Genomic DNA, 24,534 nt, shown 5'->3' on the forward strand with positions numbered 1-24,534 from the left:
GCATGGAACGGTGGCCATTTATTTTTCGGCCCAACGGGGCAAATATCCCTCGAGCGCATACCAAGAATTTTCTTCGCTCATTTCCTTGTTTAGGAAGGGTTAGCGACCTCCAGGGGCGGCGGACTTCGCCGCAGCCAGTCGCGCGCGCAGCTTGTCAGCCACTGCCGAGGCGACCGCCTTTACGGTGTCAGTGGTGGAAAGCGTGGCGGTGATATCGAGAGCGTCGGGTGCTTCGCGCCGTACGGCGGCGGCCAGCAACTCTCCAGTCTTGGAATCGAACAGCTCAAAGGCCAGTAAGACCGAGCCGGAGAAGCTGCCTTTCTGCCCGGTGATGCTCTTGTAGGCATTGGTCAGCGCACCGATCGGCATGACCGAGGACACGGTGCCCACCCCCGTGGTCGTCTTTGTTGCCCCGACAATGGTGAACTTAAGACGCATTGCGTCGGCCGCGGGTGCACCCACGACCTTGAACGACTTCACCATCTTCTCCTTCAGCGCCTCGGTCAGGATGCCAGCGAACTTCTCGCGCTCCGCCATCGGGATGTTGTCGAACTGCGCATCGGGCCCCTGATAAACTTCTGTGGGCACGATTTGGATGGCATCGTACTTTCCAAGGCTTAGGTCGGGCTTGATGTAGGTCCACGACTCCTTCTTGTCGTGTTTCAATTCCTCGGCCGATTTTAGCTCTGCTGGTGCATGGTCGTTAGTTTGCCCCCACGCACTCGAGCCTGGTGAACTACCGCTTATGGCCACGAGCGAGACCCCTAGGGCTACGCTGACCGCTATTTTTTTCATGACTGCCTCCTTGTCCGGGCATTTGTGTAAACCGGTCAGGAAGCGTGCACCGAGTAGCCGAACCCCGCCACTGGGGATGTTCCTGATGGGGAATAAAGGATTATCCGATCTGCAGGCATTTCGCGGCCATGCTGCGGGGTTTCCCCGATGAAAACCCGGCGGCGGAACCCGGATGATGGCGCCTTCTCGAAGAGGAGCCGCCCATGGAGATTCTCAAGCACCTGCTGCCCATCCTACTGACTGTGAGCCTGGCCCTACTCGTCGTCGCGGCGGGAATCGCGTCCTCGCGCGGGGACTTCGCTTCCGTCGTGGCCCACCCCTCCCTGCTGGCCCGCGCTTTCGTGGCCATTGTCGTCATCCCGGTAATTACTGCGATCGCGACCGTGTCGGCCTTTCCGATCTCCAATGCCGCCAAGGCCGGCATCTTCCTGATGGCGATCTCCCCGGTTCCGCCGCTGATGCCCGGAAAGGCGATGAAGTTGGGCGGCAACGCAGGCTACATTTACGGACTGCAGGGCGCCGCCGCGCTGATGGCGCTTCTAACGGTGCCGGCGCTCGGCGCGCTGGGCGCCCGGCTCTACGATGTCCACGCACAGTTCCCCATCGGCATCGTGGCGCGCAACATCTTCGTCGGGCTGGTGGTACCGCTCGCGATTGGCCTCGCCATCGGTCGCTGGCTGTTTCCGAAGGCCTCGCCCGCCCTGCCGCGCACTGTCCTCCTTGTCGCCAACGTCCTGCTGGTGGTTGCATTCGTGCCCCTGCTGATTGGCGTGGCCCCCGAGATGGGCAAGCTGATCGGCGACGGCACGATGGTTGCAATGGCCATCGTCGTCGTCATAGCGCTGGCAGGAGGACACTTCCTGGGAGGGCCAGCGGACGAAGACCGGCCGACGCTCGCCGTCGCCGCCTCGCTGCGCCACCCCGGCATCGCTTTGGCGCTGGCGGGCGCCAATCACGCGGCCAAGCCGGTGACGGCGGCCGTCCTCCTGTTCACGCTGGTGGGGATGGTGGTGCTGATCGTCTACCAGTTGGCAATGAAGACGCACCGCCCGGCACCCGCCTCTCAGGATTAGGCGGCCGGCCTTGCCTCGCACCGAAAGCGGATATGCGACGTGGACGTATCGACTGGATGTGCGAGGCGGACCGACGGGCGGGAACGCCGCCGAGAGCTGGGAGCGCACAGGTTTGACCCGCCCTTCAGAACGTGGCGGGAGATGGCGGGGGGATCGGCAGGATCGACGCTGATCGCCTCGCCGCCGTCGCCGGGCCTCTGGCCACCGCAGCAACTCCCACCGTAGGCTTTCCCGCCGCCGGGGCTGCGACCACCAGTCGACGGTCCATTCCCATACGTTGCCGATCATATCAACAAGGCTGTAGCCGTTGGCCGGATAGCTCCCCACGGCGGAGGTTCGCAGCCAGCCGTCGTCCCATGTATTGGCGTAAGGGGATTGCCCCTGCCACACGTTCGCGTGATGGACGTCGGGGACGAGGTCGTCGCCGCAGGCAAGTTCGGTCCCCTTGCCGCCGGCGCGAGCCGCGAACACCCACTCCGCCTCGGAGGAGAGCGACAGGCCCGTCCATGCGGCGTATGCCTCGACGGGCGAGTGCGACATGGCGGACCGGGTGGTCTGGGAGGGCGTCGATGCGGCTGGCGGACCGGCGGGACGAGGTCAGTCAGCACCGGCGCGATAATCCCAAGGCGCCGCACTCACCGTTCGTGATGCGCGAATACGCCCCTCGCCTCGCGGTCGAGGCCGCGGCGCTTGACAAGCGCGCCGACGAACAGTTCGAGCGGGGCCAGCGCTTCAACGACATCAGCGACGCCTATGTCGCCGCGACGGTGATCTTCGCGCTGAGCCTGTTTATCGGCGGCATCGCGCAGACTTTCGACCGCAAACATCTGGCCGGCGCACTGACGCTGCTGGGCGCCGCCGCCTGCGTATACGGGCTGCTACGCATGGCGATCCTTCCGACCATGTCCTTGTAGCGGCGCCCCCTTCGCGCCCCGCCCTTTCACGGCCTTTACTCACGGACCAAGGGGTTCCCCGGATTTCGTACCAAGGGGTCCGTTGGGATAGACATAGAGGAGAGACTTCATGCACGCCCGTAGGGTCACGGTGACTTCGCGCAGCAGTTCGCATTCCAGGGTCCCGACCTCGACTGGCAGCTCTGGATCGCGCGCGGCAAGATCCCGCTGCCGCTTGAGATCGTCATCACCGACCGCGTTGACAGCATGCATCCTTCATATTCGGCGGAGCTGACATGGAACACCGCGCTGGCGCTGTAGATTTCCGACTTCAAGTTCACGCCCCCCGCCAAGACGATGTCGATCCAGACGTCCAAGATTACCCAGGACCAGTGACATCGAACACGCCAGCAGAGTGACCGTCCTGCTCGGAACCAGTGCGCTGGTCCTGAGCAGTGTCCTCGCCGCGCTAGCCGAGGCGCAGCACCACTTCGGCGGCGGGGCTGCTTTTGAGGTTTTTTAGGTCCATGCTCGATCGCCTTCTGTTCAGTGATGCCAGGATGCCTCCCTGAGTAGGCTCACCGCGGGCTGTCTCGATGGGGACAGACCGCTGGGCGATTAAGCTGCCAGCTTCCATAGGAGCCGCGAAGGAGTGCCTTTCACATTCCAGCGATCGGGGCAATCCTTTCAACAGGCAAGGCATAATCCATGACAGCTAGGTCGGACAACAGGTCTACGCCGTTGGGATTCCATCCAAGACGCTCCCGGGTCCAGGCATTCGTCCCTATCATGTCCAATCCTGCGAAAGGTGCCATCCAGCCAAAGTATCGATTGACTTCCTCGGGCCCAATCGAGCGGACCGGCAAACCGACGCGCAGTCCGATCGCCTCGGCAATCGCCCGCGCAGTGACACCCTCTTCCACTGACGCATTATATCGCGCGCCCGGTTCGCCCTTTTCCAACGCGAGAACATAGAGCCTCGCGACATCGCTGACGTGCGCTGCAGCCCACCGGGTTTGACCATCTCCAAGATACGCTGCCGCTCCCGCCCTGCGCGCTTCGGCCGCCAGCGGCGTGACCAAGCCGGCCTTGAGGGTATTATGCACCTGCGGCAGCCTGATCGTGCGCACGTCGATTCGCTGCGCGGTCAGCGCCGCACCGGCCAGCTCCGTTGCAATGCGAGGATTGGCGTGGCGCGGATTTAGTATGTCTTCGGTCGCTGGGCCGCCGTTCAGCGGGGTACCAATGCCAATTCCCGACGTGATCAGGATAGGCTTGTACGTCCCCTCCAGCGCCGTGCCGATCGCAGCTATATTGCGCGCGTCCTTTTTGGCATTCTCCGCAAAGGTTTCGAAATTATGATCGAACGCGCAGTGGATCACTGCATCGGCCGATGCCGCGCCCTTGGCAAGCGTCTCGGGCTGCTCCAGATCACCACGATGAACCGCTGCGCCGGCCGCCTTAAGCTGGCCGGCGCCAGCGTCCGTACGGGTGAGACCAAGCACCTCATGCCCGGCGCCGAGAAGTTCAGGAATTATGTGGGAGCCAATGAACCCCGTCGCACCGGTCAGAAATACACGCATGATAAGTCTCCTGATTGCCGAGACAGTCTGTGGAAGTTAGATTGAACCTGTTAAAGTAGTGACTTTATCATGGTATAAACGGCAACAGGATCGTTCATGGCCGGCGACAGGTCGAACCGACTAGGCATCTATCTTCGGGATCGCCGCGCGCGTCTCGATCCAGCGGCCTTTGGCTTGGGCGGCGGGCGAAGGCGTACGCCTGGACTGCGCCGTGAAGAAGTTGCAAGCCGGGCAAACATTAGCCCGACTTGGTACACCTGGCTGGAGCAAGGTCGGGGCGGAGCCCCCTCTGCCGACGTGCTGGACCGGATCGCCAGAAGTCTCATGTTGACGGAGCCTGAGCGCGAACATCTGTACATGCTGGGTCTCGGGCGTCCGCCCGAGGCGCGCTATCAGGCGGTCGACGGGATTTCCCGGCGATTGCAGCGAGTGCTCGATGGAATGGCGCTAAGTCCGGCGATCATCAAAAACGCGATCTGGGATGTGTTGGGTTGGAACCGAGCTGCAGCGGCGCTGCTCACGGACTATTCGCTGTTGCCATCGGACCAGCGCAACATCCTGCGTCTGATGTTCACGAATGGCAAAGGCCGGACCCGCAACGAGGATTGGGACAGCGTTGCGCGTTTCGTCGTCGGCGCCTTCCGGGCTGACGTGGCAAGGGCCGGGGCGCAAGAAAGCGTGGATGCCGCCAGGTTGGTCGAGGAGTTAAGTCGGCTCAGTTCGGAATTCCAGATGCTTTGGCAGGATAACGACGTCGTCGCCCACAGCGAGGGCGTGAAGCGGATCCGCCATCCGGTGGCAGGGCTTGTGAAACTAGAGTTTTCGTCTTTTGCCGTCGAGGGCAGGCCGGAGCTCGGAATGATCGTCTACAATCCGGCAACCCAGGCCGACGCGAAGAAGCTTCGAGCTCTAGTAGGTATAGTAGAGAAGTGATCACCGGCCCCTTCCGGTCCTCTAGCGGCGCTTTTTACGCCAAGGTGCTTACGCTCTGTTATCCTGACGGGCTTGCCCTCGATCGCCGCCCTGAAGGTCAAGATCGGGGCTCGGGTAGTGGAAATACAAACGCTGCTTGAGCCAACTCGGCCCGGCCATGGCATCGGCAAAAGCTGTACGCCTCAGGCCTGCGGTGTCGTCCTTCAACGCGGGGCTCGACTGGCGCGCGCCGCGCTTGATCGCAGCGATACCCACTCGCAAGTTCGCCTTCTATGGCGATCTCATGTCGTTTAACGCCGCCGCCGATGTGGCCGGGAAGCTGACCGGTAAAGCGTTCGAGCGCCGGTCGTTTGCCACAGAGGCCAATCTCCGAAGCGTCACGGCGAAAGCCCATCCCGACACCCAGGTCATTGCTCGCCTACTCGACGCGTTCGATTCGACAAATCGTGGAAGCCGCTGAACGAAGCAGCCGCATACCTGCTAAGCACCGAAAAGTTCTTTCCCACGAAGCAAAGGCCGCTTGTTACAAATATATTAGTTGCAGCCTGCTTATCCGCCTCCGCCTAAAGCGCCATGTATAGGATTAGTCTCTTTGAGAACCGTTCTAGAGCGGATCGCAGCGCTTACGTGAGCTGGCTCCAACAGCCTCGACATCTCGATCCTCCGGCGATCAAGTTTGATCTTGATTTGGAATTACCTCGAACCGTTTAGCACCGAGGGCAAGCTTTGCGCGATCCACGGCGACGCCTTCTCGTAAGCATTGCCCACTTGCAGAACAGCCAGATCGGCATGTCGCCTGCCGATGATCTGAAGGCCGATAGGCAGCTTTAGCGCGCCGCCGAAGCCCGCCGGCACCGCCAGCGCAGGAAGCCCGGCCATCGTCGCTGGCAGAGTTACTTCCATCCACCGGTGATAGCTGTCCATGGCCTTACCCGCGATCTGTGTCGGCCAGTGCTCGCTCACGTCGAAGGGAAAGACTTGTGCGGTGGGCAGCACCAGAAAGTCGAAGTGCTCGAACGCGGCATCGAATGCGTTGTAGATGCGGGTGCGGCCTTCGGAGGCAGCGGCCAGCTGCGGGCCGGTCAACTTCATGCCGCCCTCAACTTCCCAGATCGCTTCCGGCTTCATCTGCGCACGCTTAGTGGGATCGTCGTAGAATGCCTGGAGGTCTGCTCCGACCGACCACAGGCGCAAAGTCTTCGCGGTTTGCCACATGTCTGCGGCAGGCTCGGCCAGCCTCGCGGCTTCCACTTGCATGCCGATCGCGTCGAACGCCTTGAGCGCCTTCGTGCAGGTTTCCATGATGCCTGCTTCCATCGGCAGCTCGCCGCCGAGATCCCCGAGCCATCCGATCCTGCCGCCCTTCCAGTCCCGATCGAGAGATCCCGCGAACAGGGCTGGATCGTCTCCAAGCGAAAACGGCGCTCGGACATCGCCCCCGGCTTGCACGGACAGTAGCATGGCAAGGTCGGCCACAGTGCGGCCCAGCGGACCGGAAGTGGCGAAATTCTGCCAGAACAGGTCGCTGTTGGGAACGGATGGAACGCGGCCGAACGAAGGGCGCAGGCCGAAGACATTGTTCCAGCCCGGCGGGTTGCGCAGCGATCCGCCGAAATCGCTGCCATCGGTCACTGGAAGCATACGAAGCGCCAGTGCCACTGCGCCGCCACCGGTGCTGCCACCTGCTGCCTTGCCGTGAGCATAGGCATTGTGGGTCGTGCCGAAGAGCGGATTGTAGCTATGTGAGCCGAGCGCGAATTCAGGAACATTGGTCTTGCCGACGAAGAGCGCGCCCGCCTTGCGCATCCGCGACACGACTAGGCTGTCGGCAGCCGGAATATTGTTGCGCAGGATCGGCGATCCCTGCGTGCTGGCGATGCCTTTTACCGGTGCAGTATCCTTCACAGCATGGGGAAAGCCATGAAGCGGCCCATGGAAGCGACCGGCGGCGGCATCCTCGTCCATTGCAGCTGCCTGTCGCAGCAGGGAATTGCTGTCCACGCGCGAGACGATGGCGTTGAAGCGCGGGTTTAGCCTCTCGATTTGCGCCAGATGGGCCATCATAACCTCGCGGCTTGACAGGTCCTTGCGGTGGATCGCGTCGGATAAGTCGGTCGCGGTCATCATGACGATTTCGTTGCTGACGGCAGCGGAAGCGGCTTTCGCGAAAGCGGGCGCGGCGGCAGTCGTCAGCGCGACGGGCGCCGAGGCCAGAACCTTGCGGCGGCTTACCGTCACGCAGTCAAGGATCGTTTCGCCCATCGTAGTCGTCTCCAATCTCAGGTCAGCCGCTTCTTCACTGCGACAGATGCACCGTAAAGGTCCAAGTTCGTATGGCGGCGCGGGACCATGCCAGCTTATTCCATTCTTTGCCGGCCAAGCCCTGTGGTCAGGTCAGGCCGCGCGCTGCAACATGCCGAACAAGTCGCGCGGGTCGTCGGGATCGGCGATGATGTCCAGTTGCTGGAAGAAATCCGTGCCGTCCAGCTTGCTTAGGAGGTAGCGCAAGGCGGAGAAGTCTTCGATCGCGAAGCCGACGCTGTCGAACAGGGTGATCTGGCGGGCGTCGGTCCGGCCCTGCGCCTGGCCGGACAGAACCTTCCAGAACTCGGTTACCGCGTAAGAGGCATCCATCTGCTGGATTTCGCCCTCGATGCGGGTCTGCGGCTCGAACTCCACGAACGTGGCCGCGCGCCCTAGGATGTCCTGGTGCAACTCGGTCTTGCCGGGGCAGTCTCCACCGATCGCGTTGATGTGGATTCCGGCGCCGACCATGTTGTCCGACAGAATCGTGGCATAGGCCTTGTCTGCCGTACAGGTAGTAATGATCTGCGCGCCTTCGATTGCCTCCTGGGAAGATGCGCAGGCGACAATCTTCAATCCCGCCCCGGCGAGGTTACGCACGGTCTTGCTGGTAGCCTCGGGGTCGATGTCGTAAAGGCGCACTTCGCCGATGCCGACGATTGCCTTCATGGCCAGCGCCTGAAATTCGGCCTGCGCGCCATTTCCGATTATCGCCATAACGCGCGAATCGGCGGGAGCGAGGTGGCGTGCCACCATTGCCGATGTAGCGGCGGTACGCAGCGCCGTCAGCAGCGTCATTTCGGTCAGCAGCAGCGGATAGCCGGTGTCCACACGCGCGAGCAGGCCGAAGGCCGCTACGGTCTGCAGGCCTCTGGCGGTGTTTCTGGGGTGGCCGTTGACGTACTTGAAGGCATAGGCGTCGCCGTCGGAAGTCGGCATCAGCTCGATCACCCCTTCCTGCGAGTGAGAGGCCAGCCGGGGCGTCTTTTCAAACAGCGACCAGCGCAAATAGTCGGCTTCGATCTCCGCGGAGAGGTCACGCAATACATGCTCGATTCCGAAATGATGGATGAGCCGCATCATGTTCTGGACGCTCACGAAGGGAATGTAGGCAAGCGGTGAAGGGGGCGGGGCCATAATCTGTCCTTTGCTGGAATAAGCGAGGCCAGCCTAGACCGGGGTTATGCTGGTAAAAATCGCAAGGATGGCTTGCAGACTGCAAGTTTTTGAGCAATTTTTATCGTATCTTTGCGCAACCTGCGTAGACGGAACCCTCTCGCCTTGTCCTCCCCCGCCAAGTTTATTCCCGACGACCTTGATCGGCGGATCATCGCTCATTTGCGCGCGGATGGCCGCGCGTCGGTGTCCAAGCTGGCAGACGCCTTGGGCGTGGCGCGCGGTACGGTGCAAAACCGGCTCGACCGCCTGACCGACACGGGAACGCTGCTTGGCTTCACGGTGCGCGTGCGCGACGACTATGAGGATCTGTCCGTGCGCGCGGTGATGATGATCGAGATCACCGGCAAGTCGACCACCCAAGTCATTCAGAAGCTGCGCGGTATTGTCGAGATCCAGACGCTGCACACCACTAACGGCAACTGGGATCTGGTGGCGGATATCCGCACCTCCAGCTTGTCCGAGTTCGACCGGGTGCTACGGCAGGTGCGCATGATCGAGGGGGTGCTGAACAGCGAGACCAGCCTCTTGCTAAGCACGGTCTGACACTGGCGCGGCGACTGGACCCGTCACGCTTTCGCCAACTGGATGTTTCGCAAAAGGCGCGGCAACGCGAAAGAAAGCCAGAGCATAAGGCGCGAAAGGTAATGCAGTGAAAACATGGCTGGCGGATACGGCGCTTCTAGCAAGTATGGCACTGTCTGCCAGCATCTTTGCGGCAGGAACCGCGGCGGCGGACACATTGCCGCCGCTGACCGGCCGGGTGATCGAGTACGATACCCGACAAGTCACCTGGCCCGCGCTTGACGTATCACCCGATGGGCGCACCATTCTGTTCGATCTGCTGGGCGACATCTACGCGCTTGCCTCGGAAGGCGGGAAGGCGCGCGCGGTTTTTACAGGCGATGCCTTCGAGACGCAGCCTGTATTCTCTCCCGATGGCCGCCAAATCGCTTTCGTCAGCGATCGGGACGGCCGCGAAAATCTCTGGATTGCCGATGCCGACGGCACGAATGCCCGGCGGATCTCCCAGGAAGAATACGGCGCGCCGCACTACGGCTCGCCTGCGTGGTCGCCGGACGGCAGGAGGCTCTACGTGTCGCGCATGATCTGGGGCGTGCTGGCGTTCGAGCTGTGGTCCTTCGATGTCGCGAGCGGCCAGCACGAAGTGCTGGTGAAAGCGCAGCCTAACGGTGACGACCCCCATCCGCTGCGGCGTAATGCGATGGGCGTTGTCGCTTCGCCGGACGGCAAAAGCCTCTACTACGCCACCAAGGCGGGAACGACGTGGAGCAGCGGCGCCCTGCCCCATTGGACCATTGCGCGCTTCGACCTTGCCACCCGTACGCAGCACGCTGACTTGACGATCCCCGGCGGGGGGATGCGTCCAGTCCTCTCCCACGATGGCCGCCTGCTCGCTTACGTCACTCGCGAGCACGAGCGTACCGTGCTGCGTCTGCACGATCTGAAGACAGGAACCGATCGGAAACTGCATGGCCCGCTCGATCCCGATGGGCAGTCCGGCGGTTACTACGTCGACCTGATGCCGCGCATGGCTTTTGCTCCTGACGACAAGGCCATCTACGTCGGTCTTGACGGCGGCCTGAAGCGGCTCGACGTCACCTCGGGCGCTATCGCAGACATTCCGTTCGAGGCCCATGTGCGGCATGAGATGCCGCTGCCGCTGCGCCGCCAGTATCGGGTGAACACAGGGCCCGTCCACGTCCGGGTGATCCAGACGCCCCGCCTTTCGCCAGACGGCCGACAAGTGGTCTTCGGAGCCGTGGGCCGCATATATGTCGCCGCCAACCGAAAAGGTGCAAAGCCGCGCCGTCTCAACGTGCCGGGCTCCGCGTGGCAGCCAAGCTGGTCGGACGACGGGCGCTTCATCACGTACGTCACCTGGACCGCGAAGGAAGGCGGGCATGTCTGGATCGCGGCGGCGGATGGCAAGACCCTGCCCCGCCGGATCACGACGCAGACGGCATTCTATTCCGAACCCCTGTTCCTGGCTGGCGGCAGGGACGTGGTCGCATTTTCGGCCAGCCAGCGCGACCGCCTTTACCGCACCGCCGAAAGCCTCGGTCCCTTGCCCTCGACGCTGGTGCGGGTACCGGTTGACGGCGGCGAAGCAACCACGCTGGGCGAAGTCGGCGCCGCGATGGACCTGCGGCGCGACCCCGATCCGGAGCGCGTGCGCTATTACTCGGACGGCTGGATATCATCCCGTCCAGTCGTCGGGCAAGGCGGGGCAAGGCATTTGGCGAAGCTGGTGGCCCGTCCCGACAGCCAATATTTTGATGCGCCTGCTCCCCTAAAGAACGCGCAATTGAGCGCCGACGGCCGCACGGCGCTAGTACGCCTCGCCTCGCAGCTATATCTGGTACCCGTACCGCCGGCGCAGAACGGCGCGGCGCCGACTGTAAACGTCAGCGACCCGGCGTCGAAGGCGCGGCGGATCACTGCTATCGGCGCGGACTACATGGACTGGGCTCCTGACATGCGCTCGCTGCTATGGTCCGTCGGCGCCACGGTGCGGCAACTACCTGTGGATGCTGCCCGAAGTGGCGGCCCCGCCGTCATCGAGCAGCGCGCCGGCGGCCATGTCCTGGATGTGGTGTTGCCGCGCGATGTGCCCAGGGGCAGGTTGCTGCTGCGCGGGGCGCGGATCGTCACGATGAAGGCCGAAGAGGTCATCGACAATGCCGATCTGCTAATCGAGAACAACCGAATTGCCGCGCTCGGTCCGTGCGGGACCCTCAAAATACCGGCGGGCACGCAAGTGCGCGACGTGACCGGCAAATTCATCATTCCGGGCTTCATTGATGCACATGCCCACTGGTTCGAAACGCGCCGCCGCATCCTGGACATCGGCCATTGGGATTTTGCTGCGAACCTCGCCTACGGCGTGACGGCAGGACTGGACGTGCAGACCTTTGACCCTGACGTGTTCGGCTATGCCGACATGATCGACGCGGGGCTGATGCCGGGTCTGCGTGCCTTCTCCACCGGCGAAGGCGTGTTTCGCAACAGCCCGATGGACAGCCGAGAGGATGCCATTGCTACGCTGCGACGCTATTCTGATTACTACAAGACGCCCAACATCAAGCAGTACATGGTCGGCGACCGGGCACAGCGCCGCCACTTGATCGAAGGCGCACAGGCGCTCGGCCTCATGCCCACCACCGAGGGCGCCAGCGATTACCGGCTCGACGTCACGCAGATGCTGGACGGCTATGCCGGCAACGAACATAGCCTACCGATTGCACCGCTCCATGACGACATGGTTCAGATGCTGGTGCGCTCCCGGTTGTCAACGGTGCCGACGATGCTTGTGCTCTACGGCGCACCGAGCGCCATGGGCGCGATGGCGGCAGGGCATCAGCAGGATTTCGACGGCAAGCTGGGGCGGTTCGTCCCCGAATTCGCTTTCGCTGCGAAGCGCGATTCCGTTACGTGGAACCGGGCGGACGGGCAAGGCTTCGCACTTTTTGCCAGGCAGGCCAGCGATATCGGCAAAGCCGGCGGGTTGCTCGGTGTCGGCGCGCACGGCGTCGTGCAGGGGCTGTCCTTTCATTGGGAGCTGGAAGCGATGGCCTCCGGCGGCGCAAGCCCCTTACAAATCCTGCACGCCGGAACCATTGGTTCGGCCGAGGTAATCGGGCGGGCACTGGACCTGGGCTCTATTGAGCCCGGCAAGCTGGCGGACCTTCTGGTGCTGGACGATGACCCCACCACTGACATTCGCAACACCCGATCCCTGTCGCTGGTGATGCAGAACGGCCGCCTCTACGATGCCGCGACGCTTGACGAGGTATGGCCGCGTTCCCGCAAGCGCGAGGCGCAGTGGTTCGAGGAGATGAGCCAGCACGATGTCGCTCTCGCGGTTCGCACCGCTGCCGACTTCGATGAAAAGCAGGGCAACGCGGCGTCCTTCGAATACTGAGGCCGCTCCCCTCCTGATATGAGGGGATCCATGCTTAAACGGCGGAGCTGCGCAGGCGAATAGCCGCGTATTGTATGGCGATGCTGGGCGCGCTTGGCCTGCTTCAAGGCCCGTCCATGACGGGGCACGCGATCTCCCGCGTGCCCCGATCCCACATCTTGCAGGCGGCCCCCTCCCCATTTGCGGCGGCGAAAGCGAAAAGCGTGCGGCCTCAGAATTCCAGGCGCGCGCCGATCGTCATGTAGCGTCCAATCACGTCGTAGTAAGGCGAGAAAGCGGAACTAAGCGGAGGATCCTTGTCAAACAGGTTGGCCACGTTGCCGTAGACCTCGAAGGATTTGCCCCCATTGCCGAACGGCACTTTCTGGCTCAGTTGAAGGTCGATATATGTATAAGCAGGAATGCGGTTGTTGGTGATCGGCGTGGCGCTGGTGCGGTTCCAATAGCCCGACGAGATGTAACGCGCACGCACCAGCCCGCTGAATCCATCGCTGGAATAGCCGATCGAGGCATTGGTACGAATGCGCGGCACGCCGTTGACGAAGGCATAGCCTTGCGATTTCACGTACTCGATCTTGGTCGTCCCGTCGTCGGTCGTGAAATGATTCACCCAGGTGCCGACGAGGCGGAAGATCACTCGGCCGCTCGCCTCGTTCTCGACCGGCAGGGTATAGGCAATTTCAGCGTCGACCCCGTCGGTCCTGAACTGCGACAGGTTGACCTGCGAAGACGCGACGCTGGCTATCCGGCCGGTCGCGTCGCGTGTGATGTAGTCGCAGAGGCTGGTGTTACCACCCTGGCAGCGGTCGACAAGGACTTGCGCGCCGATGCTGGTGATGACGTCCTTGATCTTGATATTGAAGTAGTCGACTGAAGCAGTCAGGCCGCGCAGGGGAGCAGTGGTCACGCCGGCGGTCCAGGTGTCCGACTTTTCGGGCTGGAGAGCGGCGTTGCCGCCGCCGTAGACGAGCACGCTGCGGCTGCCTTCATCCGCGAATTGCGGATCGACGACGTTGACGTAGCTGACCGTTCGGTTCGAGTAGAGTTCGCTAATGTTGGGCGCGCGGATGTCCCGCGAACGGGTGACGCGGCCGATCACGCCGGGAAGGAACTCGTTGGTGGCGCCCAGCTTCCACGACCATACCGTGCCGCTGGTGCTGTAGTCCGACACGCGCACGGCTCCGTTCAGCTCCAGCTTTTGAAGCACCGGAACGTCCTTGATCAAAGGCACGATGATTTCGCCGAACGCTTCTTTCACGTCGTACTTGCCGCGAAGTGATGTAAAATAGAACGTCGAGAACGCGCGCGCGGCGTCAAGTTCCCCGACCTTGGTATTCGTCGAAAGGCTGCGTCCTTCTGCGCCGATCGCGATCGAGACGGGCCCGGCGGGGAGGTCGAAGGGCTCCCCGCGCAGCGAGACCCCGTATGTATCCAACTTGTTGAGACTGTTCGAACGCGGCGTGCCTGTGACGTAGTCGATCGCTGCTTGCGACGGCGCGCCTTCTCCGAACAGGTTCAGTGGCACGCAGCCTGCCGCGCCTGAGCGGCAAACGGCATTTCCCGTCAAAGGGTCAACCACTGCGTCGACTGCGTTCGCGAAGTTCTGTGTCAGCAGGAAACCGGGAGTGTTGATCTTGTTGCGGTACTGCCCATGGCTGTAATAGGCCGAGTAGCGCCAGCGCCCGCCACCGAAGCTGCCGTCAAGGGCGAGTGTGCCCTGCACGCTGCGGCGATCGAGATCGATGGTGCTGTAGGCCAGGTCCGCATTATAGCGCGCCATGGTGAAGCTGGTCTGCCCGGCGGCGGCCATTGCCTGCCGGATGGATTCGTTCAAGAACGCGTTGTCCGAACGGATGGTGACGCTGTTCGTGTGGTCACCAAACCAAGTGTAATTGTTGTAATAGCGCGAGTAGCGGAAGTCCGCGCTGAGCTTGAGCGTGTCGGCCAGCTCATAGGAAACCTTGGCAAGTGCGGCGTAACGCTTCTGCGGGGTGATGAGCGGGCTGCGCTCATCGTCCGAGGGGCCCTCACCGCCAATCATGTTAGTACCGACCACAGTGCCGATATCCGGCACGCGCAAAGTGCCATCGGGGTTGAAGCCGTACCCGCGTAGTGCGCCCGAGGTGATGTAGCCGCCGATCAGGCGCGTGGCATGGCCAACGTCGGGGGTCAGCGCATTGCGCACGGTAGCAAAGCGCCCGGTGTTCTTGCGGTCGGTCTTCTTGAGGACGCCCTTGTTGTCGACGAACTCGCCCCCGATCACAAGGTGGCCGCGACCGCCTGCGAAACTTGTGCCGTACTTGCCTTCGTACCTCACCTGCCCGGCATCGCCGCGCGACGAAATTCCGCCTTCCGCGCCGAGGCGGATACCTTCGTAATCCCCATCGACAATCATGTTGACCACGCCCGCAACCGCGTCCGATCCCCAAGCCGCGGAAGCACCCCCAGTCACGATGTCCACGCTTTTGACCATGATCGAAGGGACGGTGTTAAGATCGTTGTCGCTGACAAGCCTGCGACCGTCCACGAGAACAAGCGAGCGAGTCTCGCCCAGACCGCGGATGTTGATGGGAAAGCGGCCCGCCTGCGCGTTGGTCCCAGAGGTCTGCGGTGACTGCGAGGCCTTGAACTGGGGGAGGTCAGCCAGAGCTGCACCAATGTTGGGCCGGCTGACGATCTGCAAGTCTTCCTGAGTTACATGGAGCAGCGGCGTAGGCGATTCATAGCCCGGGCGGTCGATGCGCGATCCGGTGACGACGATGTCGCCTTGTCCGGAAGCGGCACTTTCGCCGGAGCCAGTCTGCGTTTTGGCCTGCGCGAATACCGGCGTGGCAGATGCACTGAGTGCGATGAGAGCCGTACCAGCCAGAATCGACCGGCGGCGTGCGCGGAGAAGCTGTTCCATTATTTGAGATCCCTGATCATGCGGTCGCCCTCGGGAGCGATCTGACTTTGCCTCGCGGCACGACAAAGGATGAAGCGCAAGCGCGGCCCCTGCGGAACATCCACTTTCGTGAAGTCGATGGGTCCAATGCTCCGGGCCCGTCAGTCCCGTTGGACCCTTGGTCCTGTCCGATGTTGGATGTTGGCGGTAGCGAGCCGAGAAGGGATGAGAATGCTCACATGGAAATGGCAAGGGGAACACCATGTTCGATCGTCGTCGGTTTATTGGATCCGGCGCTGCTCTCGCGGCGATGGCCACGCCGTTCGCGCGGCAAGCCTTCGCTGCAGATGCGCCGTTGGACTGCGCGCTGGTCGGCGGCACGGTCTGGACAGGAACCGGCGCCCGCTCGGACGCCATCGGCATCATCGGCGACCGCATCGTCGCGGTAGGGGCGGGAGCGGTGAAGGCGCGCACTGGCGCTTCCACCCGGATTGTCGGCCTGCAAGGCGCCTTCGCCTTGCCAGCTTTTACCGACAACCACACGCACTTCCTGATCGGTTCCAACACGCTGTCACGCCCGGACTTGCTCAATGTGAAAGACCGCGCCGAGTTCGTGGCCCGCATCGGTGCGGCGGTGAAGGCCCATCCCGGCCAATGGCTGCTTGGCGGATCGTGGGACGAACAGCGGATCGGAGGCGACCTGCCCACACGCGAATGGATTGACGCGGTCAGCCCCAACACCCCGATTGCCGTACCGCGCACTGACCTGCACAGCTATCTTTGCAACTCGCTGGCCTTGCGCCTGGCGGGTGTAACGCGTGAAACGCCGGATCCGGCAGGCGGGGTCATCGTACGGGATGCAATGGGCCAGCCGACCGGCGTCCTGAAGGACAACGCCAAGGCGCTCGTCGACCGCGTGGTTCCGCCGCTGACACCCGCCCAACTCGAAGCCTCGCTGCGCGGCGGGATTGCCCATGGCCTGGCGCACGGGGTCGCGCAGGTCCATGTTCCTGATCCGTTCGACTGGCACTGTTTCGACGCTCTGCGCCGCCTGCGCGCCAAAGGCGAGACAGACATGCGCTTCTACAACTTCGTACCGCTACATGACTGGGAAAAAATCGCCGAGCTGGTAAAGGCCGAAGGTCGCGGCGACGACTGGCTGCGCTGGGGCGGGGTGAAAGCACTGGTTGACGGCTCGCTCGGTGCACGCACCGCGCTGTTCCACGATCCCTATACTGATGATCCGCGAACACGCGGTGTTAGGGTGATGCCGCTTGCCGAACTTCGCGAAGCGGTGCTCGCCGCCGATCGCGCGGGCCTCCATGTCACGGTTCACGCCATCGGTGACGAGGCGAACGACGATATCCTTGACGTCTACGCCGAAGTGGAGGCGCTGAACGGCGCGCGCGACCGCCGCTTCCGCGTCGAGCATGCTCAGCATGTGGCACCCACCACTATTCCGCGCTTCGCGAAGCAGAAGGTGATTGCTTCTGTCCAGCCCTATCACGCCATTGACGATGGGCGCTGGGCTGTGAAGCGTATCGGCGAGAAACGTCTGAACGGCACTTATGCCTTCGGCTCACTGATCAAGAGCGGAGCGACGGTGACATTCGGTTCCGACTGGCCGGTCGCCCCTCTCAGCCCCCTGGCAGGCATCCATGCCGCCGTCATGCGGCAAACCATCGATGGCGCCAACTCGGATGGCTGGCTGCCTGACCAGAAAGTTACGGTAGAACAGTCGCTTACTGCCTACACTTCTGCAAATGCCTACGCCGGCTTTCAGGAGGACCGGCTCGGGCGGATCGCGCCAGGTTTCCTGGCTGACATCACGGTGCTCGACAGCGATCCAACCATCATCGATCCGAAAAGGTTGCCGGACGTGGAAGTATTGCGCACGATTGTCGGCGGCCAGGAACGCTACACAGGAGCCGGTGCATGAGCCGTTGGTCCCCGCGCAATGCCGGCGAGATAGCAGCGCTGGTTGCGCGTCACCCTCTTGCATGGATGGTCTCCGCAGCGCCCTCGTTCCACGCGACGCCGTTGCCGCTGGTCGCGGATCTGGCGAGCGACGGAAGCATCGCTGCACTTGTTGGCCACTTTGCCCTGGCCAATCCTCAGGTCGCGGCGCTGCGAGATCAGCCACGCGCGCTTGTCCTGTTCCAAGGAGCCCAGGGGTATATCTCGCCTGAATTGGTGACGCAGCCGCAATGGGCTCCGACCTGGAACTACGCTGTGGCACGCTTCGAGGTAGATGTATGCTTCGCGCCCGAAAGGAACGGCGAGGCTCTCGATCGCCTGATCGCGCACATGGAAAACGATCACCCCGGCCGCTGGACGGTGGCGAGAATGGGTGAGCGCTATGAACCGATGAGCCGCCATATCGTCGCATTCCGGGCCACTGTGCAATCCTGCGATGCGACGTTCAAGCTCGGCCAGGACGAACGTCCGGAAAGTCTTGCCCAAATTATCGCCGCGCATCCCGATGCGGGACTGACGGCGGCGATGCGGGAGGCGAACGAGCCGCCTTCTACATGCTAACCGACGACGAGCTTCCTTAGTCCACCACCGAGCGCATTACATCCAGCGCCCGGCGTGCTTCATGCTGGTCCAGGCTGGCGAATCCGATCCGCAGGCCGCGCGGCGCGCCCTCACGGGTCTTGAACGAGCGAGATGAGGCAAACCGAAGGCCCGCTGCTGCTGCGCCAGCCTCGATCCGGTCCAGCATCGCTTCCGAGGCGAAGCGCAACCAGAAGGCAAGACCGCCAGGCGGCATGTCGTAGCTCACCCGTTCGCCTAGCGTGGCGTCAAGCGTTGCGGCGAACGTGGTGCGCCTTTGGGCGTAGATTTGGCGCACTTTGCGTGCATGTCGACTGAGTTCACCGCTGACGATCAGTTCGGCAGCGGCGGTTTCGGTCAGGGTATTGCCCATGCCGTCTACTAATGAAACCACATGGGCCAACGCCTCGATCACCTCGACGGGCGCGGCGATGTAACCGATGCGCAGCGCCGGCAAAAGCAGCTTGGACAACGATCCCGCATAGATCACACGCCCCGGCGCATAGGCCGCCATCGGCAACAGCGGCTGCGAGGCAAAATGAAACTCGTGATCGTAATCATCCTCTATCACCGCAAAACCGAACTGTCGGGCCAAGTCCAGCAGGCGCAGCCGCCGTTCCGGTCGCAGGGCCACGGTAGTCGGGAATTGGTGATGCGGCGTCACGAACACCGCAGCCACCCGATTGCGACGGCAAGCCAGTACCACGTCTTCAAGGCATATGCCGTCTCGATCAAGGCCCACCGGCACGATCTTCGCGCCGCGAGCGGCGAAGGCCGCGACGGCAGGCTCGTAAGTCAGTTCCTCTACGATCACCGCATCTCCGGGACGGATGAGCAGGCTGGCGGCGAGGAATATGCTGTTCTGGCTGCCGCGCGTGATGCAGATGTTTTCGGCCGTTACCGGCAGACCCCGCTGGCTTTTGAGCATTTCGGCCACGCTTTGGCGCAGCACCGGGGCGCCGCGTGGGTCGCGGTACTGCAGGCCGTTCGTGCGTACTAGCCGCTGGGCGGCCGCGCGATATGCGCGGGAGAGGAGCTCCACCGGGAACAACCGTCCATCTGGCGCGCCCTCGTCCAGCTTCAGACCCGGACCATCAGGCAGTGCCAGAGGGTGCTCTGGACCGCCGATGAAGCGGTACTCGGCGCGGGCGGTCTCGCCGCGGCCCTGGGGAGCAAGGGAATGACCCAGATCAGGCAGCGCGGTTGACACCATCGTACCACGCGTTCCCGCCGACGAGAGCCAGCCCTGAGCGATAAGATCCTCGTAAGCCAAAACCACCGTCTTGCGGTTGATGCCTAAGCTGACGGCCAACTCGCGGCTGCTGGGCAAGTAGCTGCCCGACGTCAGCCGACCGCTTTCGATATCCCTGATCACCGCTTGGATGATCTGCATGTAGATCGGTTCGTTACGTCCGGCGTCGATGCGTTGACTGAGGCTTATTTGCCAAGGACGGAGCATGGTCAGCGGGCGGCAAGCGGACGATTATTCATCCCGAAGGTTTAGCCAAGCCACGCGGCTCTTGGCAACTGTCTGCTCGGCGCAGTCTTGATGGCCTTCGGGTCAAATGCATAGCCTGCCCCGAACATCTGCCATGGAGATCTGGCCCTGAAGAGAATGGACGAAGGCGGCGGGCTTTATCGGAGCCGCACCGCTACTGTGGTGATTTCGCGTGTGAACGGAAGGTCCTAGTCGTGGCGCGACTTGCACGTTGGTTCGATAAATGCTTCGCAATCAACGCGTTCGCGACTACTTCATCGTTGCTTTCCAAGAGCTGTTTTCGGTTCACCAAATTGCGAATGAACCTGAACGACCTAGGTTGGGACAGCTCCGTCGTTCCCACCATGATTTGCGGATGTCGGCTTACGACCAAGGCGGGACACGCACACGAATACCCGTCACATTGATCAGACTGGAGAGGAGCGCTGTAAGGGGGCAACCTAGGCTGACAACTCTCGCACGATCTCGGCGATTAGCCCTCTCAACCAGCGATGGGCCGCGTCCTGTCGGTACCGGACATGCCAGGCCATCTCGACCGGGAACGTGCCCAGATCTACCGGTGCGGGAAGGATCTTGAGGCGATGATCCTGTTGCAGCCGCCTGCAGATCAGAGACGGGAGCGTTGCACAGTAGTCTGTAACGGCCACCATCTCGGCGACCGCGAAGAAGTTGGTCACTGAGATCGCGACCTCACGCTTGAGTTCCTGCTGTGCGAGCGCTTGGAATAGCCCCGCCCGCATCCGGCCTGGCGGTATGATGTTGACGTGCTTGAGCGTCTCGAACTGCACGCGGGTCATCGCATCGCCTACAGTGGGATGATCCGCCCGCACCGCACAGGCGAGGCTCTCGTCCATAAGGTGCTGGACGACGAGATTGTCGGGGGGATCGACAATGCGGCCGAGTACCAGCGCGGTGGTGCCTGACACGATGCCGGTCTCAACCAGATCGTTGCCATAGGGCGTCAGACGAAGCTTGATGCCGGGTGCGACCTGCTGAAGCCGGGCGACAATAGCGGGCACGAGGACGAACTCGACGTAGCCGTTGGGCGCTATCGTGAAGACCCGCTGCGCCTTGGCGGGATCGAAGCCCTGCTGGCCCAGCACCGTATCATCGAGCTTCGCCAGCGCATCGGCGATCGCGGGTGCGAGTTCCAGTGCGACGGCAGTGGGCTGAATCCCGTACCGCTCGCGGATGAACAGTTGATCCTGGAGCATTAGGCGCAGCCTCGAGAGCGCGTTGGATAGCGCCGGTTGCGTCATCCCGACGCGTTCGGCTGCGCGCGTCACGCTGCGCTCCTCCATCAGGGCGACGAAGATCGGGAGCAGGTTGAGGTCGTATCGCATACAGACATGCTCTAGAGCGTATATCTGAAATCAAGACAATAAACTTCTGGAATATGTCGGAATGGGCCACTTTGCACTCGTCCGCAGCGAATGCGGTGAGACAATGGAGGCTCAGATGACCAAGACGAAAGTGCTCTTCCTCGGATCCAACGCCACGCAGATTGAACTGCGCGGCGGGGGCTCGGCTACGATCGGCCAGTACCTCAACGAGACGGTGGTGCCCGCAATGGCGCTGATCGAGGCCGGTTACGATGTCGTGCTCGCCACACCCGACGGCACCAAGCCTCACATCGACGAAGCATCGGATACGGTGCAGCATTTCGGAGGCGACCAAGCCGCCTATGAGCGCGGCCGACACTTCTTTGCCGAGCACCCGGCCATGAACGAGGTTCGCACCTTTGCCTCGGTCATCGAACAGGGGCTGGACAAGTTTGCAGGCGTGTTCGTCCCCGGCGGCCATGCTCCGGCGGTCGACGTAATGCAGAGCGGCGAGGCGGGCGCCATCCTGCGCCACTTCCATGCGGCGGCCAAGCCGACCGGTCTGCTCTGCCATGGCCCTGTCGCGGTCGTTGCCGCCCTGCCCGACCCGGCAAAGTACCGGGCGGCCCTGATCGAGGGCGACGGCGCCAAGGCGGCCGACCTTGCGAAGGACTGGATCTACGCGGGCTACCGCATGACGGTCTTCTCGGCGAGCGAAGAGAAGATCGCCGAAGAGCACCTGCTGAAGGGCGAATTGTACTTCGACATGCCCAAGGCCCTGAGGCTGGCAGGCGGCGAGGTTTCGGCCGCTTCTGAAGATTTTGCCGCCAACGTGGTCGTCGATCGCGAACTGATCACGGGCCAGAACCCGGCCTCCGATCACGCGGTCGCAAAGGCCATGATCGCGGCGCTCGGCGGCCCGCAGACGGCGGCATGAGCACGCGCATGACAGGTGGCGCGCTGCGGATGCGCGCCACCAAGTCCACCCATTCATCAAGGATTATCCCTATGACCAACCCTGTGAAGATCGTCGCCGTCCTGACCGCCCGTCCTGGCGCTGCCGATCAGCTCCGTACCCTGCTCGACGGCATGCTCGTCCCGAGCCGGGCGGAAGCCGGCAACTTGCGGTATGATCTCTGGCAGGACCAGAACGAGCCCACGCGTTTCGTGCTGGACGAGCTCTACGCCAGCTCTGAGGCGGTTGCCGCGCACCGCGCGACCCCGCACTTCCAGGCTTATCTCGCCGCGATCGGCGATCTTGCCGAGCGGACTGCCTTCGTCCTCGATCCCGTTTCGGCCTGAGAAGGCCGCGATGCGCAACCTGAAGCACTGGATCGGCGCCGCGCTGCTCGCGCAGCCCTTCTACGCACAGGAAATCCAGTTGATTGGATTTCTGGCGCAGACATGGCGCCTCGGGTTACCGCAACGCCTGCGATCACGGCGTTAACCGCGCCACCATCCAGCGAGACCGCAACAACCTATCGCCTCCGTCCCGCGCTGCCGGACTGGAAGGAGCAATGCCGCGCGCCTGCGAAAGGCACCGGTTGATCCACGTATTCCAGGAGATCATGATGACCCGCCACCCCGCTCTGTTCACCCCTGTCCCGCTCGGCCGGCACACCTTGCGCAACCGCATCGTGCTGCCGCCTCTGACTCGCCAACGCGCCGCCCAGCCCGGAGACGTGCCGACCGCCCTGATGGCGCGCTATTATGCCCAGCGCGCCGGCGCGGGCTTTATGGTCAGCGAAGGCACGCAGATCGAACCGCGCGGCCAAGGCTATGCCTGGACCCCTGGCATCTACAGCGAAGCCCAGATCGCAGGGTGGCGCGAAGTGACCAAGGCCGTCCATGCCGAAGGTAGCGTAATCTTCGCCCAACTCTGGCATGTCGGACGTGTTTCGCACGCCCAGTTGCACGGCGGAGTGCCGGTCGCCCCGTCGGCAATCCCGGCCGAGAAGGTCAAGGCCTTCATCGAAACAGCGCCCGGCACCGGCGAACTGGTCGCGCCATCTCTGCCCCGCGCGCTCGAGGTTGCTGAAATCCGCGAATTGGTGTCGCTCTACGTTCAAGGCGCCCGCAACGCGATCGCGGCCGGCTTCGACGGCGTCGAGATCCACGCCGCCAACGGCTATCTGGTCAACCAGTTCATCTCGGCGCACGCCAACCGACGCGAGGATGCTTATGGCGGCTCGATCGAGAACCGCTTGCGCTTCCTGCGCGAGATCGTCGCTGCGGTTTCCGACGCGATCGGTGCGGATAGGCTGGGCGTGCGCTTCACCCCGCTGTTCGAAAGCACCGATGTCGATCGCGTCTACATCGGGTTGGTCGAGCCCGATCCGCATCAGACCTATATTGCCGCGATCAAGCTGCTGGAAGAGTTCGGCGTCGCCTATCTCTCGATTGCGGAAGCGGATTGGGACAACGCGCCGGACCTCCCGTTCTCCTTCCGAGAGGCGGTTCGCGCGGCCTTCAGCGGGCGCATCCTCTATGCGGGCCGCTACACCGCGCAGCGTGCCGAGGATCTGATCGCTAGCGGTCTCGCCGATCTCGTCGCCTTCGGCCGCCCGTTCATCGCCAATCCCGACTTGCCAGCGCGGATCGCCCATGACTGGCCGCTCAATCCGCTACGTCCCGAGACGCTCTACGGCGGCGGGGCGGAAGGACTCACCGATTATCCTGCCTACGTTCCGAGCGGCGTCCGTTCGGTCGCCGCCTGATCCTTACCACAGTCAGCCACTCGCAAGATCGGGTGCACCGGAGATGTACGATGAAGAATATCCATGCCTTGCTGGGCGCCGCTGCGTTGATCGCATTCCCGGGCCTCGCCGCCGCCGCACCTGCAACCCCCGCCGTGCACAACGTGGTCCTCGTCCATGGCGCCTTCGCGGACGGATCGGGCTGGCAGCCAGTCGCCGAGATCCTGGAGAAGGACGGCTACACCGTCAGCATCGTCCAGGAGCCCGAAACCTCCTTGGCCGATGATGTCACCGCGACCAACCGTATCCTGGACCGTGTTCAGGGCCGCGCCGTGCTGGTTGGTCACAGCTATGGCGGCGCGATCATCACCGAGGCGGGAAACAACCCGCACGTAGCGAGCCTGGTCTATGTCGCCGGCTTCGTGCCTGACGAGGGCGATACGATCCTCTCGCAGATCCAGAAGAACCCGCCCGCCGCGACGAGCATCGCACCGACCTCTGACGGCTATCTGCTCGTCGACCCGGTCCGCTTTGCCGCCGATTTTGCCGCCGACCTGCCGCCGGCCCAGTCCCGTTTCATGGCAATCTCGCAAGTGCCGTGGAACAAGGCGATCCTGTCCACGCCCATCTCCGCTCCGGCGTGGAAGTCGAAGCCGGCCTACGGGATCGTCGCGCAGCAGGACCGCATGATCAATCCCGACCTTGAGCGCGCGATGTACCGCCACGCCGGCGTCAGCGTGACCGAGATAAAGGGCAGTCACGCCGTCTTCATCTCGCAGCCGCGCGCTGTGGCCGACGTGATCGAACAGGCGGCCCGCGCGAGCCGCTGATCGAACAGCGTGCGGCGAACAGCCGCCCGCAACCCCCATGCAGAG

General features: G+C 63.0%; 20 protein-coding genes and 2 pseudogenes. 14 read left to right on the forward strand and 8 right to left on the reverse strand.

All coding sequences use genetic code 11. The features are described from left to right. Positions 1-99: 99 nt before the first annotated feature. Positions 100-795 (reverse strand): DUF3313 domain-containing protein, encoded by a 696-nt coding sequence (locus AC1VV3_RS23125; RefSeq protein WP_465128809.1) that lies wholly within the window; start codon positions 793-795, stop codon positions 100-102. 203 nt (positions 796-998) lie between these two features. On the opposite strand from AC1VV3_RS23125, the gene AC1VV3_RS23130 reads away from it, so the two are divergent. Then, complete coding sequence (locus tag AC1VV3_RS23130; RefSeq protein WP_465128808.1) at positions 999-1,868, forward strand: Na+-dependent transporter; 870 nt, start codon at positions 999-1,001, stop codon at positions 1,866-1,868. A 288-nt stretch (positions 1,869-2,156) separates the two neighbouring features. On the opposite strand, the pseudogene AC1VV3_RS23135 reads toward AC1VV3_RS23130, so the two are convergent. Next, positions 2,157-2,408, reverse strand: a pseudogene (locus tag AC1VV3_RS23135) (SUMF1/EgtB/PvdO family nonheme iron enzyme); the annotation flags it as partial. 29 nt (positions 2,409-2,437) lie between these two features. Between AC1VV3_RS23135 and AC1VV3_RS23140 the strand changes: the two are divergent. Both AC1VV3_RS23140 and AC1VV3_RS23145 read left to right on the forward strand, forming a co-directional pair. After that, positions 2,438-2,782 (forward strand): hypothetical protein, encoded by a 345-nt coding sequence (locus AC1VV3_RS23140; protein ID WP_482963408.1) that lies wholly within the window; start codon positions 2,438-2,440, stop codon positions 2,780-2,782. 141 nt (positions 2,783-2,923) lie between these two features. Continuing rightward, positions 2,924-3,082 (forward strand): annotated as a pseudogene (locus tag AC1VV3_RS23145) (DUF2092 domain-containing protein); the annotation flags it as partial. A 338-nt stretch (positions 3,083-3,420) separates the two neighbouring features. Here the strand turns inward: AC1VV3_RS23145 and AC1VV3_RS23150 are convergent. Beyond that, entirely contained in the window at positions 3,421-4,344 is a 924-nt protein-coding gene (locus tag AC1VV3_RS23150; RefSeq protein WP_482963409.1) for an SDR family oxidoreductase, read from the reverse strand. Positions 4,345-4,440: 96 nt separating this feature from the next. On the opposite strand from AC1VV3_RS23150, the gene AC1VV3_RS23155 reads away from it, so the two are divergent. Both AC1VV3_RS23155 and AC1VV3_RS23160 read left to right on the forward strand, forming a co-directional pair. After that, positions 4,441-5,277 (forward strand): helix-turn-helix transcriptional regulator, encoded by an 837-nt coding sequence (locus tag AC1VV3_RS23155; protein WP_482963410.1) that lies wholly within the window; start codon positions 4,441-4,443, stop codon positions 5,275-5,277. A 136-nt stretch (positions 5,278-5,413) separates the two neighbouring features. Beyond that, positions 5,414-5,737 (forward strand): hypothetical protein, encoded by a 324-nt coding sequence (locus tag AC1VV3_RS23160; protein ID WP_482963411.1) that lies wholly within the window; start codon positions 5,414-5,416, stop codon positions 5,735-5,737. A 233-nt stretch (positions 5,738-5,970) separates the two neighbouring features. Here AC1VV3_RS23160 and AC1VV3_RS23165 read toward each other — a convergent pair whose 3' ends face one another. Further along, a complete protein-coding gene (locus tag AC1VV3_RS23165) occupies positions 5,971-7,539 on the reverse strand; it encodes an amidase (protein ID WP_482963412.1) in 1,569 nt (522 codons plus the stop codon). A gap of 132 nt (positions 7,540-7,671) precedes the next feature. Beyond that, complete coding sequence (locus AC1VV3_RS23170; protein WP_482963653.1) at positions 7,672-8,721, reverse strand: ornithine cyclodeaminase; 1,050 nt, start codon at positions 8,719-8,721, stop codon at positions 7,672-7,674. Between the two features lie 141 nt (positions 8,722-8,862). Here AC1VV3_RS23170 and AC1VV3_RS23175 point away from each other — a divergent pair, with 141 nt between their 5' ends. Together AC1VV3_RS23175 and AC1VV3_RS23180 are read left to right on the forward strand one after the other, a co-directional pair. Then, the gene (locus AC1VV3_RS23175) at positions 8,863-9,303 is read left to right on the forward strand and encodes an Lrp/AsnC family transcriptional regulator (protein WP_465128804.1); all 441 of its coding nucleotides are present in this window, start codon (positions 8,863-8,865) and stop codon (positions 9,301-9,303) included. 145 nt (positions 9,304-9,448) lie between these two features. Beyond that, positions 9,449-12,703 carry an amidohydrolase family protein gene (locus AC1VV3_RS23180; RefSeq protein WP_482963413.1) on the forward strand — a complete coding sequence of 1,085 codons (3,255 nt, stop codon included), beginning with the start codon at positions 9,449-9,451 and terminating at the stop codon, positions 12,701-12,703. A gap of 211 nt (positions 12,704-12,914) precedes the next feature. On the opposite strand, the gene AC1VV3_RS23185 is transcribed toward AC1VV3_RS23180, so the two are convergent. Further along, a complete protein-coding gene (locus tag AC1VV3_RS23185; protein ID WP_243654437.1) occupies positions 12,915-15,674 on the reverse strand; it encodes a TonB-dependent receptor domain-containing protein in 2,760 nt (919 codons plus the stop codon). A 223-nt stretch (positions 15,675-15,897) separates the two neighbouring features. Here AC1VV3_RS23185 and AC1VV3_RS23190 point away from each other — a divergent pair, with 223 nt between their 5' ends. Then, entirely contained in the window at positions 15,898-17,526 is a 1,629-nt protein-coding gene (locus AC1VV3_RS23190; protein ID WP_482963414.1) for an amidohydrolase, read from the forward strand. After that, positions 17,523-18,125, forward strand: coding sequence for an FMN-binding negative transcriptional regulator (locus AC1VV3_RS23195; protein ID WP_482963415.1), 603 nt, complete (start codon positions 17,523-17,525; stop codon positions 18,123-18,125). The genes AC1VV3_RS23190 and AC1VV3_RS23195 overlap by 4 nt, the downstream gene beginning before the upstream one ends. Positions 18,126-18,141: 16 nt before the next feature. Here the strand turns inward: AC1VV3_RS23195 and pdxR are convergent, their stop codons facing one another. Beyond that, the gene (gene pdxR, locus AC1VV3_RS23200) at positions 18,142-19,602 is read right to left on the reverse strand and encodes a MocR-like pyridoxine biosynthesis transcription factor PdxR (protein ID WP_465128799.1); all 1,461 of its coding nucleotides are present in this window, start codon (positions 19,600-19,602) and stop codon (positions 18,142-18,144) included. A 479-nt stretch (positions 19,603-20,081) separates the two neighbouring features. Further along, a complete protein-coding gene (locus AC1VV3_RS23205) occupies positions 20,082-20,984 on the reverse strand; it encodes a LysR family transcriptional regulator (RefSeq protein ID WP_132269462.1) in 903 nt (300 codons plus the stop codon). A gap of 115 nt (positions 20,985-21,099) precedes the next feature. Between AC1VV3_RS23205 and AC1VV3_RS23210 the strand changes: the two genes are divergently transcribed. The 5 genes from AC1VV3_RS23210 to AC1VV3_RS23230 all read left to right on the forward strand — a co-directional run bounded on the left by AC1VV3_RS23210 (position 21,100) and on the right by AC1VV3_RS23230 (position 24,489). Further along, positions 21,100-21,900 (forward strand): type 1 glutamine amidotransferase domain-containing protein, encoded by an 801-nt coding sequence (locus AC1VV3_RS23210; protein WP_482963416.1) that lies wholly within the window; start codon positions 21,100-21,102, stop codon positions 21,898-21,900. A 71-nt stretch (positions 21,901-21,971) separates the two neighbouring features. Then, positions 21,972-22,265, forward strand: a complete 294-nt coding sequence (locus AC1VV3_RS23215) for a putative quinol monooxygenase (protein ID WP_482963417.1) — start codon at positions 21,972-21,974, stop codon at positions 22,263-22,265. A gap of 10 nt (positions 22,266-22,275) precedes the next feature. Next, positions 22,276-22,410, forward strand: a complete 135-nt coding sequence (locus AC1VV3_RS23220) for a hypothetical protein (RefSeq protein ID WP_279388337.1) — start codon at positions 22,276-22,278, stop codon at positions 22,408-22,410. Positions 22,411-22,534: 124 nt separating this feature from the next. Further along, positions 22,535-23,680 (forward strand): alkene reductase, encoded by a 1,146-nt coding sequence (locus AC1VV3_RS23225; RefSeq protein WP_482963418.1) that lies wholly within the window; start codon positions 22,535-22,537, stop codon positions 23,678-23,680. Between the two features lie 50 nt (positions 23,681-23,730). Next, on the forward strand, positions 23,731-24,489 hold the full coding sequence (locus AC1VV3_RS23230) for an alpha/beta fold hydrolase (RefSeq protein WP_482963419.1): 759 nt from the start codon (positions 23,731-23,733) through the stop codon (positions 24,487-24,489). The last annotated feature ends 45 nt before the right edge of the window (positions 24,490-24,534 follow it).

Source organism: Novosphingobium sp. BL-S-34, from assembly GCF_056857015.1.